Consider the following 13,455-nt stretch of genomic DNA (forward strand, 5'->3'; position numbering starts at 1 on the left):
GTTCATGGATAGTGGCAACAACTTCGTTGCGTAGAATTGTCGTTTGCGCAGCTCAGAGGCTAGAAATCGTTGCATCGGATTGGATTTCAACGCAATGATGGCCACCGGTCCGTTGCACTGGAGGGGGAATGAACGCTACGGGTGGCGCGTCGACCGGGGCAGGGGAAAGCCCTCCCGCTCACCGAGAGGGGAGGGCTTGAGGCGCGGACCGGGGGCGGCGGGTCAGTCCTGGGGGCGGGGGCGGTAGGTGGTGACCTGGACGCCCGTGGCGCTGGTGACCGTCGAAACCAGGTCGAGCGGGCGCAGGGTGCCGTCCGTCGGGAAGATCGACTTACCGGGGCCGAGCAGCACCGGCATGATCATCAGGCGCAGCTCGTCGGCCAGGCCCTCGCTCAGGAGGGTGCGCGCGAGGGTGGGGCTGCCCATGACCAGCAGGTCGCCGCCGGGGGTGTCGCGCAGTTCCCGGATGCGGGCGACGGCCTTGTCGGCGGGGACGAGGGCGGTGTTCCAGGTGAGGTCGTCCTCGGCGAGGGTGTCGGAGACCACGTGCTTGGGCAGGGCGTTCATCCGGTCCGCGAAGGGGTCGCCGGCCCGCTCGGGCCAGGCGGCGGCCATGTTCTGCCAGGTGCGGCGGCCGAAGAGGAGCGCCTCGGCCTGGTTCAGCGCCTCGGCGAAGGCTCCGCCGACGACCTCCGGGTCGAAGAAGGGGTGGGTCCAACCGCCGTGGGCGAAGCCTCCGTCGGTGTCCTCCTCGGGGCCGCCGGGGGCCTGGACGACGCCGTCGAGGCTGATGAACTCGCTGATGACGATGCGCATGGGAGGGGCTCCTGTTTTCCTCGCGTCGGTCCGTACGCCAATGAAGACGATCGAGGGGGCGAGAACTCATCGGCGGGCGGCGGAATGTGTGATGTGAGCCGGCTCACACTCCGCTGGGGGCGCTCGACCGGGAGCGACTGGAAGTGGAGCAGCACCAGGGGGTGGAAGCGGAAACCGTCACCGGTCAGCGGGCAGCCCGGCGCGACCGGGGAGCGGACCGGCTCCAGGAACGTACCGTCGACGAGGCCCTCCACCAGGTCCTCCGCCCGCCGCATCGGCAGGCCGAGGACCGTCGCGGCGGAGGCCGCGGAGAACGGGCGCCGTCCGAGCACCGAGAGGCGGCCCGGCAGTCCGCGGGTCTCCGCGTCGGTGCGCCGCAGCCAGCCGGAGCCGTTCCACGGAGCCCGGCTCTGTGGCCGTGAGCGCCGTGCCCACGATGTTCGTGAGCAGTTCGAGGGAGTCGTCGCGGTTCATCGGGCCGAGCGCGAGGGTGTGGGGTCCGGTGGCGGCGGCGAGGTGGACGTGTCCCGTGACGAGCGCGGCGGAGTGCGGGCCGGCCGGCAGGAGCGCGGTGAGCCCGGCGGTGTCGGCCGCGTTGTCCGGCAGGACCAGGATCCGGCGGCCCACCGTCCGTGTGCGGTCGAGCCGTACCGGCTCGTCGAGGTCGTGCGCGGCGGCCGGGGGCCGTTCCTCACCGAGCGCGCGCAGGAAGCGGACCAGCACGGCGCCCGGGCCCTTGGGGGCGCCGTCCGGCTCGGTCAGGTCGGCGTGGAGCCGACCGTCGGGGAAGTCCTCCTCGGCGGCGTGCGCGGCGTGCACGGCGAGGGCGGTCTTGCCGATGCCCGCCATCCCGGTGATCAGGCAGCGCCGCGGTTCCCCCGCGGCACTCGTGAACAGGCGGCGCAGGGCGGCCAGTTCGCGGGTGCGGCCGGTGAAGGCGACGCCGGTGTCGGGCGGCAGCATGAAGGGCGACGGTGGCGCGGCGGAAGTCGGGGCTGCGGGGGGGCGGCGGAGGTCCGGGCTGCGTGGATCCGGGCGGCCGGGTGCGCGCGGGTTCGGCGGCGGGGTGTGGTGCGAGGTCCAGCCTCGCACCCGGCAGGGCCTCGTGGGCGGCCCGCAGGCCGTGGCCGGGTTCGACGCCCAGCTCCTCGGCGAGCACGGAGCGGCCCTCGTGGAAGACGAGGAGGGCGTCGGCCTGGCGCCCGCACCGGTAGAGGGCCGTCATCACCTGGGCGCGCATCCGCTCGCGGAGCGGGAAATCGGCCACCAACCGGGTGAGTTCGGAGGTGATCCGCTGGTGGTGGCCGAGGGCGAGGTCGGCTTCGATCCGGTTCTCCAGCGTGGCGGCGCGCGCCTCCTCCCACTGCGGGACCTCCTCCTGCACGAGGTGCTCGGTGGCGTTCACCCGCATGGGCCCCCGCCACAGCTCCAGCGCGTCGCGCAGCAGGGTGCCGGCCTCCTCGTACCGGTGTGCCCGGAGGGCCTGGCGGCCGAGCCGGTCGACACGCACGTACTCCGCGACGTCGAACCGGCTGTCGCCGGTCCGTATGGCGTAGCCGGCTCCGCGGCGCTCGAGGGTGAGCTCGGGTTCGAGGAGTGTGCGGAGCCGGGAGACGTACGTGTGGAGCTGCGCGCTCATCGTGGCGGGCGGTCGGGCGCCCCACAGCAGAGGGCTGAGCCGGGTGTCGGGCACGACGCGGCCGCGGGCGAGCAGCAGGGCCGCCGGCACGGTGTGCGGCTTCGTTCCCGAGAGCGCGATCCGAGTGCCGTCACGGGTGGCTTCGACCGGGCCGAGCAGGTGGAGTTCGATGGTGTCCTGTCGACGGCGCGGCGTTGCTCCCGCCGTGACCGGGCGGGGTGCGAAGAGGTTGCGTATAGGTGCGCTGGGGCCGCGTGATACCTGCTCCTCCCAGTCTGGGGCGGCCCGGTGCCGGGAACCCCCGGCACCCCGTCCCCGGAGGACTTTGATGCGCCGTCGACTCACCACCGTGATCGCCGCTTCCGCCGCCGCCCTCGTCGCCCTGGCCACCCCGGCCTCCGCCGTGCCGGCCGACAAGCCCCAGGTACTGAGCAGTTGGACGCAGACGAGCTCCGCGAGCCACAACGCCTGGCTCTCGGCCCGCAACAACCAGGGCTCCTGGTCGGCCTACGGGTTCGACTGGTCGACGGACTACTGCTCGTCCTCCCCGGACAACCCGTTCGGCTTCCCCTTCCAGACGGCGTGCGCCCGCCACGACTTCGGCTACCGCAACTACAAGAAGGCTGGCACGTTCAGCGCGAACAAGTCGCGGCTCGACGACGCGCTGTACGCCGATCTGAAGCGGGTGTGTTCCGCGTACTCGGGGCTGAAGAAGACCTCGTGCGACTCCACCGCCTGGACCTACTACCAGGCCGTGAAGGCCTTCGGCAACACGGCCGCCGTGGACGGCGGCGCCGTGGCCTGACCGGTCCGATCGCGAGGACCGGCCGGGCTCCGAGGGTCCGGCCGGCGCCCCGTCAGGCCTTCCGTGGGACGGGCGCATCGGCCGGTTTCGCCGCGGGGCGCCTGCGGGAGACGGCGACCCCGGCCAGGCAGATCGCGCCGCCGAGCAGGGTCAGCCACCCGGGGATCTCGTCCAGGACGATCCAGGCGAAGAGCACCACGACGGCGGGCACCGCGTAGGTGGTCGCGCCCATCTTCCCGGCGGTGGTCCGGGAGAGGGCGTACGTCCAGGTGGTGAAGGCGAGCGCGGTCGGGAACAGGCCCAGGTAGAGCATGTTGAGCGTGGCCGACAGCGGGGCCTGCGGCAGTTGGGAGACCAGCTGCCAGGCGAAGGGCAGGGTGACCGCGGTGCCGACGAAACAGCCGTACGTGGTCACCTGGATCGGGCTCGCGTGGCGCAGCGCCGGCTTCTGGGAGACCACCCCGGCCCCGTAGGTGAGCGCGGCGAGCAGGCAGAGCAGCACACCGGCGAGGGAGGAGGAGTCCCCCTTGGAGGTGGAGAGGCCGACGACGACCGCGCCCGCGAAGGAGACGGCCATCCCCGCCATCAGCGTCGGCGGGAAGCCCTCCTTCAGCAGCCAACCGCCGAGCAGGGCGATCACGATCGGGCCGATGTTCACGATCATGGCCGCGGTGCCCGCGTCCACGCCCTGTTCGCCCCAGTTCAGCGCGACCATGTAGAGGCCGAACCACAGCACGCCCGAGGCGAGGATGCCGGGCCAGGCCTGGCGCGGCGGGAACGGGACCCGTTTGACGAGCAGGACGACCCCGAGGGCGACCGATGCCGTCAGGAGCCGTCCCAGGGCCAGGGCTCCCGGGTCGTAGTGGGCCGCCGCCGACCGGATGGAGACGAAGGCGGAGGCCCAGAGGGCGACGGTGACGGACGCCGCGGCGAGGGCACGGCGGTCGGTTCCGGGACCGGCGGCAGATTGATCCATGCGGGTCAACGTACTCACGACCGGCCCCGCTCGCCTTCGGATATCGCGTCAGGTCCGCTCGCCGTGGCCGCCCTCCAGCAGGAGCTTCTTCTGCGGCTTGCCCATGGCGTTGCGCGGGACCGCCGTGACGAAGCGGACCTCGCGCGGGCGCTTGTGGACCGACAGGTGCGCGGCGACGAAGTCGGTGAGTTCGGCGCCGGTGACCCCGTCGGCGACGACGTACGCGACGATCCGCTGCCCGAGGTCCGCGTCGGGGACGCCGACGACGGCCGCCTCGCGCACCTTGGGGTGGTCGAGCAGGGCGTTCTCGATCTCGCCCGCGCCGATCCGGTAGCCGCCGGATTTGATCATGTCGATGGAGGCGCGGCCCACGATCCGGTGCACCCCGTCCGCCTCGTCGACGGCCGCGATGTCTCCCGTACGGAACCAGCCGTCCTCGGTGTACGCGGCGGCGGTGGCCTCCGGCCGGCCGAGGTATCCGGAGAACAGGGTGGGGCCGGTCAGCTGGAGTTCCCCGATCCCGGCTCCCGGTTCGGCTGCGATGCGGGTGCGGATGCCGGTGAGCGGGGTGCCGACCGTGCCGGGGCGGACCTCGCCTCCCGCCCGGCCGCTGATGGTGATCAGGGTCTCGGTCATGCCGTAGCGCTCGACGGGGCGGTGGCCGGTGAGGCGTTCGAGGTCGCGGAAGACGGGCGCGGGCAGGGCCGCGCTGCCGGAGACGAGGAGCCGGGCCCCGGACAGCGCGGTGGCGGCCTCCGGTTCGGCGGCGATGCGGGACCACACGGTCGGCACCCCGAAGTACAGGCTGCCGCCGGCCGAGGCGTAGGCGTCGGGCGTCGGCCGCCCGGTGTGCACGAGGCGGCTGCCGGTGCGCAGGGCGCCGAGCACTCCGAGCACGAGGCCGTGCACGTGGAACAGCGGCAGCCCGTGCACGAGGGTGTCGTCGGCGCTCCACTGCCAGGCTTCGGCGAGCGCGTCGAGGTCGGCGGCGATGGCGGCGCCGCCGAGCACCACGCCCTTGGGCGGGCCGGTGGTGCCGGAGGTGTAGAGGATCAGCGCGGGGTCCTCGGACGCGGCGGTCTTCCCGGAGGGGGCGTCCGCGCGCCGCGCGAAGTCCACCGCGATCTCCGCGGCCCCCGAGTCGCGCAGGATGTGTTCCCGCTCGGCGGGCCCGGCGTCGGGCGGCAGCGGCACGCAGGGCACCCCGGCGAGCAGCCCGCCGACGACCGCGGCGACGGTCTCCAGCGAGGCCGTCGCGGTGACGGCGAAGGCCGGGGCCCCCGCGACGTCCGCGGCCACCGCTCCGGCGGCGCCGAGCAGTTCCTCGTACGAGGCGGTGCGGCCGGCGACGGTGACGGCGTCCGCGCTGTCCCCGTACGCGCCTTCAAGTGCCGTGAGCACGCTGACACTCCCCTATCCGTGGTCCCGGTGGTACGGGGCCCAGGCTGCCGGACGCCGGGGGAAGCGCGCCACCCCGGCCGGGCCGCGCCCCGCCCCGGGACGGCACTCCCCAATATCCATCCATCTTGATGCATCAAAAAAGATGCATTACGGTTGCTCCCAGCGGACGGCGCGAGAGGAGTGGACGCATGCGGAAGTGGGCCGGGAATCCCTGGGCGGTACTGGTGACCATGTCACTGGGGTTCTTCATGACCTTGCTGGACCTGACGATCGTGAACATCGCGATCCCCGAGATGATCGACGCACTGGGGGCGACCCTGGACCAGACCCTGTGGGTGGTCAGCGGCTACGCCCTCGTCCTGGCCGTGCTGCTGATCACCGCCGGCCGGCTCGGTGACCTGTGGGGCCCCCGCAACCTCTTCGTCGCGGGCGTGGTGGTGTTCACCGCGGCGAGCGTCGCCTGCGGGCTGGCCACCGGCCCGGTGATGCTGATCGCGGCCCGCGGGGTGCAGGGCCTCGGCGCGGCGCTGCTCACACCGCAGACGATGGCGCTGATCATGTCGGTCTTCCCGGCCGCCCGGCGCGGCACGGCGATGGGCATCTGGGGCATGGTGGCGGGCCTGGCCACGCTGTCGGGGCCGACCCTGGGCGGCGTGCTGGTCTCCACCGTCGGTTGGCGCTGGATCTTCCTGGTGAACGTGCCGATCGGGATCGCGGCGCTGGTGCTGACCTACCTGGTGGTGCCCGACGTGCGGACCGGCCGGACGCGTACCTTCGACGTCCCCGGCGTCCTGCTGGCCACCGGCGCGCTGTTCTGCCTGACCTTCGCGCTCCAGGAGGGCGAGCACTACCACTGGGGCACCGGGATCTGGGGACTGATGGCCGCCGGTGCGGCGCTGGCCGCCGGATTCTTCTGCCACCAGCGCGGCCGTCAGGACCGCGAGCCGCTCGTCCCGTTCGCACTCTTCAAGGACCGCAACTTCTCCGTGCTGACGGTGATGGTCGCCCTGGTGTCGATGGCGATGATCGGACTGGCCCTCCCCTTCAACCTCTACCTCCAGTCCGTGCTCGGCCTGAGCGCGATCAAGGCGGGCCTGGTGCTGGCCCCGTCCTCCCTGGTGTCGATGGCCGTGGGACCCCTCGCGGGCCGGCTCTCGGACAAGGTCGGCGGCAAGTACCTGCTGATGGCGGGTCTGACCCTGTACGCCGTGGGCATCGCCGCGATCGTGCTGATCGCCGGTCCGGCGACTCCCTGGTACGCCTTCGTCCCGGCCACCGTCATCACCGGACTCGGCATCGGCTGCGTGGTCGCGCCGATGTCCGCCGAGGCGATGCGGGGCGTCGACCCGCGGCTCGCCGGGGCGGCTTCCGCGGTCAACAACACGGTCCGGCAGATCGGTTCGGTCATCGGCGCGGCCGCCGTGGGCGCCCTGCTCCAGGGCCGGCTGGCGGCGGAGCTGGCCACCGGGAAGCTGTACGCGGACGCGTTCGTCGCGACCCTGCACGTGACGGCGGCGCTGCCGATCGCGGTGGTCCTGCTGGGTGTGCTGGGCTGCTTCCTGGTACGCGGCCGGACCAAGGAGACGGCCGCTGCGCCGGGGGCCACCGCCGGGGTCGCGGCGGCGAAGGCGGCGGCGAAGGCGGCGGCGGGCGTTTAGCGCGGCGCAGGTCGGGACCTCCCCCGCGGAACCACCGCAACCGCCCGGGTGCACAGCACCCGGGCGGTTCGCGTGCACCGGCCGTCAGGACTGCTCCGGCGCCAGGCGGGTCAGCACGTCCGGCGACAGGCGCCGGGCCAGGGCCTCCAGGAGGGCGACCACCTGGGCGACCTCCACCGGGTCGTCGGTTCCGAGCGCCGCGGCGAGGGCGTCGTCGACGCGCGCCCCGGCGACCTCGGCGCGGCGGTCGGTCATTTCGGGGTTCTGCCGGAGCAGGGTCCGGCGCCGGTCGCGGGGGTCGGTCCGCGTCACCACCGATCCGGTCTCCCGCAGCCGGGCCACGCAGGCGGACACGGCGCTCTGCGGCAGACCGGAGCGCGTGGCGATCTCGCCGACCGTCGTGTCCGGGTGCGCGTAGACGTCGAGCATCACGATCAGCACCGACCGCGTGCTCATCGGCCGCTTGCCGACACGATCGGTGGGGATGGCCTCCTCACCGATCTTCATCAGCGTGCGTCCCAGCAGGAAGAGCTGTACTCCGTTCACACGCACGACCTTATATCAGTACAGATGCATCTGTATCTGATGGATCGGATGGTCAGGATGCACCGGTGAAGGTCGCGAACGGGGTTCAGCCACGCAGGGTGGCGACGGCCTTCTCGATGCGCCGTTGGCGCGTCTCGGGCTTCTTCGCGCCCTCGATGGCGCGCACGTGCTCGCGCTTGCGGCTGTACGTGAGGACGTCGTAGGCGGCGCGGGCGGCCGGGTCCTCGTCGAGGGCCCGGGCGAAGTCCTCCGGCTCGACGACGACGCGCGGCTCGGTGTCGAGCTCCACCTCGACCTCGATCTCCTCGCCGATCTCGACGCCCGCGGCCTCCCGGTTGGCGTGGCTGAGGCCGATCAGGTGGCGGCCGCGCAGGAGGGCGATCCGGCTCCTCCAGGAGTGCCCCTCGATCGTGATCGTCACCGGCGGCCGCGAGCCCTCGCCGAGCGCGGCCACCACCTCGGGCGGAACCTCCAGACCGCGCATGGGCTCGGGCGGCTCGACGTGGGCCCGGAACTTCATGGTCTTCCCCCTCTACTCGGCGTAGGGCTGGTCGGTTCCCTGGTCGCTGTAGCCGAGGCTCCAGATGTAGCCGTCGGGGTCGGCGAAGGTGCCGCCGTACCCGCCCCACGGCAGGGCGCCGGCGGGCTTGAGGATCTCGGCGCCGGCCTTCTGGGCCTCCGCCATGACCTCGTCCACCCGTGCCTCACTGCGGACGACGTAGGTCAGGACCAGTCCGCTGAAACCGCTGCCCTCCTGGTCCGTGCCCACCTGCTGGGCGAGGCCTTCGCGGCTGTAGAAGCCGACGGGCGAGGCGCCGTCGGACTCGAAGAACACCGATATGCCGAAGTCGCTCTGGATCTTCCAGCCGAGCCCCTCGGTGTAGAACCGCTTGGCCCGGTCCAGGTCCCGAACGCCCAGAAGGATCGAGCTGACGTGCGCCTTCATACCTTGCTGCTCCTTGCGTTGCGTGTGGCGGGTGATGCTCATGGTGAGGCTAGAGGCGACTCGCCGAACCGCGCTTCTCGATTTCTGATCGATCCGCTGAGTGCCCTGGGCGAGCCGGGCGGCAGGGTCACAGACCGGAGCCGCCGGTGGCGTCGATCACCTTGCCGGTGACCCAGCGCGCGTCGTCCGAGGCGAGGAAGGCCACGACGTCGGCCACGTCCTCCGGCCGACCGACGCGGCCCAACGCGGCCAGGGAGGCCGCGTGGGCCTCGGCTTCCGGGTTGCCGCGCAGCCAAGCCGCGTTGACGTCCGTGTCGATGATCCCGGGCGCGACCGAGTTCGCCGTGATGCCGCGGGCACCCAGCTCCTTGGCGAGGTTGAGGGTGAAGTTGTCCAGGGCGCCCTTGGTTGCGCCGTAGGCGATGATCTCGGGCATGGCGAGGTGGGCCGCGCCGCTGGAGATGTTGATGATCCGGCCGGCGTCGCGCAGGCGCTTCAGTCCCTCCTGCACGATGAAGAACGGTGCGCGGACGTTCACGGCGAAGACCTCGTCGAAGCCTTCCTCGGTCAGCGATGCCAGGGCCGCGCTGTGTCCTATGCCGGCGTTGTTGACGATGATGTCGACGACCGGCTCGGACGTGTCGTGGGGGACCTGGGCGTCGAAGGCCGCCCACAGGGCGGCGGCGTCGCCGTGGCTGCCCAGTTGCGCGTGGAGGGCGTGGGCCCGGCCGCCGTCCTTCCGGATGCGCTCCACGGTGTCGAGCGCCGCGGTCTCGTCGTGGGCGTAGGTCAGCGCGACGACGGCGCCGTCCCGGGCCAGCCGCTCCGCGATGGCGCGCCCGATGCCCCTGCTGCCTCCGGTGACGAGCGCGGTCTTCCCGTCAAGTCGCTTCGCAGTCATACCGATTGACCGCCTTTCCTTTGTTGAGTGATCGACCAAGAAAGAAGCTAGCACGATTTCTTGGTCGAGCGCTCTAAAATGTGTGCATGACCGAGACGCCCAAGCGCGGCCGCCCCCGCACCTTCGACCGCGCGACCGCGCTCGCCGCGGCCACACGCCTGTTCTGGGAGCGCGGCTACGAAGGCGTTTCCATCGGCGAGCTGACCGAGGCGATGGGCATCCGCTCGGGGAGCCTGTACGCGGCCTTCGGGGACAAGAAGTCGCTGTTCGAGGAAGTGGTCGACGCCTACGGCCGGTCCCCCGTCGGCGCCTTCGCGGAGGTCGCGCTCCGGGAGGAGCCCACCGCGTACGGGGCGTTCGCGCGCATCCTCCGGGAGGCCGCGGTCATCTACCCGGACCCCTCGCACCCGGCCGGCTGCCTGGCCGTCAGCGCGGCGACCAACGTCACTTCGCAGGACGCGGAGGTGGGGGCGTTCCTCCGCGACCTGCGCGGCCGGAACGTGGACGGGTTCGAGGCCCGGCTACGGGAGGCCCAACGGGCGGGGGAACTCCCCGCCGAGGCCGCCCCCCGGGCCCTGGCCGACTACTTCGCCACCGTCCTCCAGGGCCTCTCCCAACGAGCCCAGGACGGCGCCACCGCCACCCAACTGACGGCGGCGGTCGAACTGGCCCTGACCGCCTGGCCCGCACCGCGAGGCTGATCGGCGCAGCCCGGACGGTGGACGATGTGGGCGCGGTCCCCCTCCGGGCCTTCACCGAGGCTCGGGCCGTCGAGGTGGCCGGGCCGCCCCTACTCGGGGCGTCGGCCCCCCGCCCCGGCGGGGCGGGACCGGTCCGGGCGGCGGAGCATCGCGAGGCGGCTTGCCGTGCGGTCCAGATCTCGGGTCAGGGCCTGGTCGGCGGGGAGGGCGGTCAGGGGATCGGAGCCGATGAGGACCAGCCGGAGGTCACGGTCGCAGGCGACGTCGACCAGGTTCGCGAACCGTTGGCGTCCGTCCCCGGAGGCCTCGGCCAGTGGGGGTACGCCGTCCAGGACCAGGGTGGTGAAGCGTTCGGCGAGGACCAGGTAGTCGGGAACCGCCGTCGCCGTCTCGCACAGCGCGTCGAAGCCGAACCAGACGAGGTCGCCGCGCACCGCGCGGGCGGGCAGCTCCCGCAGGTGGGCTTGGACGGCGGTGGCCTCCGCGGGTGCGGGGGCGGTGAGGCCGAGCTCCACCGGAGCGGGGTCGTCGGAGAGCAGGCACCAGCCCGTCGCGAAGCGGCGGCCGCCTTCCTCGGGTGAGGGGGTGGCGAGGCGGCGGTAGTCCACCGGGCCCGTGACGTCCAGGACGTCCATCCGCTCCTCTATGAGCTCGATGGTGGGCTCGAACAGGTGGTGGTAGAGCGGGTCCGGCATCAGCCCGGCGGGCGGGTAGTTGGAGGTGGTGACCAGGGTGATCCGGCGGTCCAGCAGGGTGCGGAAGAGGCGTGCGATCAGCATCGCGTCGCCCGCGTCGTGCGCGTGGAACTCGTCGAAGACGAGGATGCGGCTGTCCCCGATCAGGTCGTCGAGAGCGCTGTCGACGGCGCTCTGCCCGTCACGGCGGGAGCCCGTCCCGGTCACTCCTTCGTGGAGCCGCCGGAAGAAGTCGTGGAAGTGCAGGCGGCGTTTGCGCCCGTCGGGCAGCCCCTCGTAGAAGGTGTCCACGAGCCAGCTCTTCCCGCGGCCGACCGGCCCCCATACGTACAGGTCGCGGGGCGGCTTCGGGAACGTCCATGCGGGCCGGGCGAGTTCGGCCGCCAGGTGGGCCAGCCGCTCGACGGCGGCCTCCTGGGCCGGCGCGACCGAGAATCCGCGCCGAGCGGCGGCCTCGTGGAAATGGCGGCGCATGGCCTGGTCGTGCTTGTGCGCTGGGAAGTTCATCCGTCGACATCCCCCCGACTCGACACCCCTGGAAAGATCATGATCGCACCGCAGCGGCCGGCCCGTACCCGGGCCGAAGTGTCCGCGGTTCCCCTCCGGGCCTTCACGGAAGCGTGGGCCGTCGAGGTGGCCATGGCCCGGCACCCCGAGACCGCCGCCCGCCGCCGTCGCGGCGGGCGTACGGTCGGCGCGACGGGCGGCTACTTGCGGCCCTCCGGGCCGTACCACTGGAGGGGTTGGCCGGTTACCGCGGCGATGCACTCGAAGTCGTGATCGCGGTGCAGGAGGGTCAACCCCTGCAACTCGGCGGTCGCGGCGACGACGAGATCCACTGCGCCCGCACTCCGGTGCTTGCCCTGTTGGGTCAGGGCCTCCTGGACCTGCCAAGCCCGCTCGTAGGCACGATCGTCGACCGGGACCCAGCCGAAGATCAGCCGGACGTCTTCGATGGCCCGCTCCCGGTCGGCGGCGGAGCGCGCGCTGTAGAAGAACTCCAGCTCCGTGATGGGGCACGTGGCGATCAGGCCCGCGGCCGCGGCCTGGTCCCAGCCGTACTGCTCCGCGTCGCCCCGCATGAAACGGGCGAGGGCGCTCGTGTCGATCAGGTAGAGAGCGGCGTTCAACGTCGGTAGTTCCGCTTGTCCTCGAAGAGGGTCAGATCAAAGGCGCCTTCCTCGGCCGCGGCACGCAGCCGAGTCAGAGCCAGCCCGCGCCTCCTGTTCTCCAGCACCTCGCGCAGGGCCGTATTGACCGTGTCCTTCTTGGTGCTCGTCCCCAGGGCCTTGGCCACGTCCGCGACCAGCTCGTCGTCGAGATCGATCACTGTCCGACTCATGTACACCTCCCGTATATCAAGTATGGAGAAGATTATATCTCTCATGGTTCAGCGGGGCCACGCGCGCGGTGGGTCGGAGCGCGTCTAGCCGCGGTCCGGTCCGGGCGCGGCCGGGTCGCCGGACGGCGGTTCGGCCTTGACGTAGAGGATGTCGCGGGCCTGCTCCGCGGCGCGGGTGATGGTCTCGCCGATGAAGTCGAGGAAGCGGGCGATGTTCTCCAGGCGGACCGCGGCCGGGGTGTCGGGGCCCAGGATGCCGACGCCCTGGCGGGCGGTGTCGGCGAGTTGGTCGGTGGCCTTCGCGCTGGCGATCGTGGACTGGTAGAAGACGTCGTCGTCGACGATGTAGCGCTCGCGGCGGCGTTCGTCGCGCTCCCGGCGGATGAGGTTCTGGCTCTCCAGGAACGTGATCGCCTTGGAGATGGACGCCGGGCTGACCTCGAGGCGTTGGACCAGTTCGGACGCCGTGAGGGTGCCCGTGTCCGTGGTGTAGAGGGAGACCAGCACCCGCGCGCTTATCTTCGGCAGGCCCGATGCCATGAAGAGGGTCGTGAACATCTCCTCGTACTCGCGCACGGCCTCGGGGTCGCGCCCGTGGGCCAGTCGGGGCGCCTGCCCGGTCCGGGGGGCGGCCTGCCTGCGGCGGTGGGTGCGGCGTTCGGTGGAGCGCTGGGCCAGGTCCGCGCGGTAGCCGGCGGGGCCGCCGTTGCGCATGACCTCGCGCGTGATGGTCGAGGTCGGGCGGTCGAGGCGTCGGGCGATCTCCGCATAGGCGAGCCCGTCCGCCACCCCCAGCGCGATCTGCTGGCGTTCCTGCTGGGTGAGCCTGCCTCCCGGCATGTCAATCTCCGTCGTTCGTGGGGCCCTTGTGGGTCTCCGGCGCCTCCAGCATAGCGTTCACTTCCTATCCATTGCAACGCAACGCGCAGGATCATTGCATTGAAATTCAAACCAGCGCAACGATTTACAGCGTCTGAGCTGCACTGATGCCATTTGCGCGCAACGAAGTTGTTGCCGCCATCCATGAAT

At 72.0% G+C, this 13,455-nt stretch carries 15 protein-coding genes and 1 pseudogene; 3 read left to right on the plus strand and 13 right to left on the minus strand.

Annotation, left to right across the window (positions count from 1 at the left end):
• Positions 1–222: 222 nt before the first annotated feature.
• The 3 genes and pseudogenes from ACFYZL_RS39730 to ACFYZL_RS39740 all read right to left on the minus strand — a co-directional run.
• Complete coding sequence (locus ACFYZL_RS39730; protein WP_384755958.1) at positions 223–816, minus strand: dihydrofolate reductase family protein; 594 nt, start codon at positions 814–816, stop codon at positions 223–225.
• Between the two features lie 177 nt (positions 817–993).
• Positions 994–1,779, minus strand: a complete 786-nt coding sequence (locus ACFYZL_RS39735; protein ID WP_384755955.1) for an AAA family ATPase — start codon at positions 1,777–1,779, stop codon at positions 994–996.
• A gap of 193 nt (positions 1,780–1,972) precedes the next feature.
• Positions 1,973–2,455, minus strand: a pseudogene (locus ACFYZL_RS39740) (BTAD domain-containing putative transcriptional regulator); the annotation flags it as partial.
• Positions 2,456–2,783: 328 nt separating this feature from the next.
• Between ACFYZL_RS39740 and ACFYZL_RS39745 the strand changes: the two are divergent.
• Entirely contained in the window at positions 2,784–3,260 is a 477-nt protein-coding gene (locus ACFYZL_RS39745) for a phospholipase (RefSeq protein ID WP_384755950.1), read from the plus strand.
• A 52-nt stretch (positions 3,261–3,312) separates the two neighbouring features.
• Here ACFYZL_RS39745 and ACFYZL_RS39750 read toward each other — a convergent pair whose 3' ends face one another.
• Positions 3,313–4,236, minus strand: coding sequence for a DMT family transporter (locus tag ACFYZL_RS39750; protein WP_388686051.1), 924 nt, complete (start codon positions 4,234–4,236; stop codon positions 3,313–3,315).
• Between the two features lie 48 nt (positions 4,237–4,284).
• The gene (locus tag ACFYZL_RS39755) at positions 4,285–5,637 is read right to left on the minus strand and encodes an AMP-binding protein (protein ID WP_384755944.1); all 1,353 of its coding nucleotides are present in this window, start codon (positions 5,635–5,637) and stop codon (positions 4,285–4,287) included.
• A gap of 188 nt (positions 5,638–5,825) precedes the next feature.
• On the opposite strand from ACFYZL_RS39755, the gene ACFYZL_RS39760 reads away from it, so the two are divergent.
• Positions 5,826–7,295 carry a DHA2 family efflux MFS transporter permease subunit gene (locus ACFYZL_RS39760; protein ID WP_388686054.1) on the plus strand — a complete coding sequence of 490 codons (1,470 nt, stop codon included), beginning with the start codon at positions 5,826–5,828 and terminating at the stop codon, positions 7,293–7,295.
• Between the two features lie 84 nt (positions 7,296–7,379).
• Here ACFYZL_RS39760 and ACFYZL_RS39765 read toward each other — a convergent pair whose 3' ends face one another.
• The 4 genes from ACFYZL_RS39765 to ACFYZL_RS39780 form a co-directional block, all read right to left on the minus strand.
• Positions 7,380–7,802: a MarR family transcriptional regulator gene (locus ACFYZL_RS39765; protein WP_384755961.1), complete on the minus strand. Its 423-nt coding sequence runs from the start codon at positions 7,800–7,802 to the stop codon at positions 7,380–7,382.
• A 124-nt stretch (positions 7,803–7,926) separates the two neighbouring features.
• On the minus strand, positions 7,927–8,361 hold the full coding sequence (locus ACFYZL_RS39770) for a YdeI/OmpD-associated family protein (RefSeq protein ID WP_384755938.1): 435 nt from the start codon (positions 8,359–8,361) through the stop codon (positions 7,927–7,929).
• 12 nt (positions 8,362–8,373) lie between these two features.
• On the minus strand, positions 8,374–8,829 hold the full coding sequence (locus ACFYZL_RS39775; RefSeq protein WP_388686057.1) for a VOC family protein: 456 nt from the start codon (positions 8,827–8,829) through the stop codon (positions 8,374–8,376).
• Positions 8,830–8,914: 85 nt separating this feature from the next.
• Positions 8,915–9,688, minus strand: a complete 774-nt coding sequence (locus ACFYZL_RS39780) for an SDR family NAD(P)-dependent oxidoreductase (RefSeq protein ID WP_388686059.1) — start codon at positions 9,686–9,688, stop codon at positions 8,915–8,917.
• 86 nt (positions 9,689–9,774) lie between these two features.
• Here ACFYZL_RS39780 and ACFYZL_RS39785 point away from each other — a divergent pair, with 86 nt between their 5' ends.
• Complete coding sequence (locus tag ACFYZL_RS39785; RefSeq protein WP_388686061.1) at positions 9,775–10,389, plus strand: TetR/AcrR family transcriptional regulator; 615 nt, start codon at positions 9,775–9,777, stop codon at positions 10,387–10,389.
• Positions 10,390–10,478: 89 nt separating this feature from the next.
• On the opposite strand, the gene zapE is transcribed toward ACFYZL_RS39785, so the two are convergent.
• From zapE to ACFYZL_RS39805, 4 genes are all read right to left on the minus strand, one after another.
• On the minus strand, positions 10,479–11,591 hold the full coding sequence (zapE, locus tag ACFYZL_RS39790; protein ID WP_388686063.1) for a cell division protein ZapE: 1,113 nt from the start codon (positions 11,589–11,591) through the stop codon (positions 10,479–10,481).
• Between the two features lie 200 nt (positions 11,592–11,791).
• Complete coding sequence (locus tag ACFYZL_RS39795) at positions 11,792–12,214, minus strand: PIN domain nuclease (protein ID WP_384755924.1); 423 nt, start codon at positions 12,212–12,214, stop codon at positions 11,792–11,794.
• A complete protein-coding gene (locus ACFYZL_RS39800; protein ID WP_384755921.1) occupies positions 12,211–12,426 on the minus strand; it encodes a type II toxin-antitoxin system VapB family antitoxin in 216 nt (71 codons plus the stop codon). The genes ACFYZL_RS39795 and ACFYZL_RS39800 overlap by 4 nt, the downstream gene beginning before the upstream one ends.
• 84 nt (positions 12,427–12,510) lie before the next feature.
• Complete coding sequence (locus ACFYZL_RS39805) at positions 12,511–13,266, minus strand: helix-turn-helix domain-containing protein (protein ID WP_384755919.1); 756 nt, start codon at positions 13,264–13,266, stop codon at positions 12,511–12,513.
• Between the last annotated feature and the right edge of the window lie 189 nt (positions 13,267–13,455).

It is taken from the genome of Streptomyces sp. NPDC001717 (assembly GCF_042892775.1).
GTDB lineage: Bacteria > Actinomycetota > Actinomycetes > Streptomycetales > Streptomycetaceae > Streptomyces.

Coding starts and splice junctions, on each gene's coding strand:
- ACFYZL_RS39775 (WP_388686057.1), bottom strand. CDS start 8,829: ATGAGCATCACCCGCCACACGCAACGCAAGGAGCAGCAAGGTATGAAG.
- ACFYZL_RS39805 (WP_384755919.1), bottom strand. CDS start 13,266: ATGCCGGGAGGCAGGCTCACCCAGCAGGAACGCCAGCAGATCGCGCTG.
- ACFYZL_RS39800 (WP_384755921.1), bottom strand. CDS start 12,426: ATGAGTCGGACAGTGATCGATCTCGACGACGAGCTGGTCGCGGACGTG.
- ACFYZL_RS39785 (WP_388686061.1), top strand. CDS start 9,775: ATGACCGAGACGCCCAAGCGCGGCCGCCCCCGCACCTTCGACCGCGCG.
- ACFYZL_RS39760 (WP_388686054.1), top strand. CDS start 5,826: ATGCGGAAGTGGGCCGGGAATCCCTGGGCGGTACTGGTGACCATGTCA.
- ACFYZL_RS39730 (WP_384755958.1), bottom strand. CDS start 816: ATGCGCATCGTCATCAGCGAGTTCATCAGCCTCGACGGCGTCGTCCAG.
- ACFYZL_RS39765 (WP_384755961.1), bottom strand. CDS start 7,802: ATGAAGATCGGTGAGGAGGCCATCCCCACCGATCGTGTCGGCAAGCGG.
- ACFYZL_RS39745 (WP_384755950.1), top strand. CDS start 2,784: ATGCGCCGTCGACTCACCACCGTGATCGCCGCTTCCGCCGCCGCCCTC.
- ACFYZL_RS39735 (WP_384755955.1), bottom strand. CDS start 1,779: ATGCTGCCGCCCGACACCGGCGTCGCCTTCACCGGCCGCACCCGCGAA.
- ACFYZL_RS39770 (WP_384755938.1), bottom strand. CDS start 8,361: ATGAAGTTCCGGGCCCACGTCGAGCCGCCCGAGCCCATGCGCGGTCTG.
- ACFYZL_RS39780 (WP_388686059.1), bottom strand. CDS start 9,688: ATGACTGCGAAGCGACTTGACGGGAAGACCGCGCTCGTCACCGGAGGC.
- zapE (WP_388686063.1), bottom strand. CDS start 11,591: ATGAACTTCCCAGCGCACAAGCACGACCAGGCCATGCGCCGCCATTTC.
- ACFYZL_RS39750 (WP_388686051.1), bottom strand. CDS start 4,236: ATGGATCAATCTGCCGCCGGTCCCGGAACCGACCGCCGTGCCCTCGCC.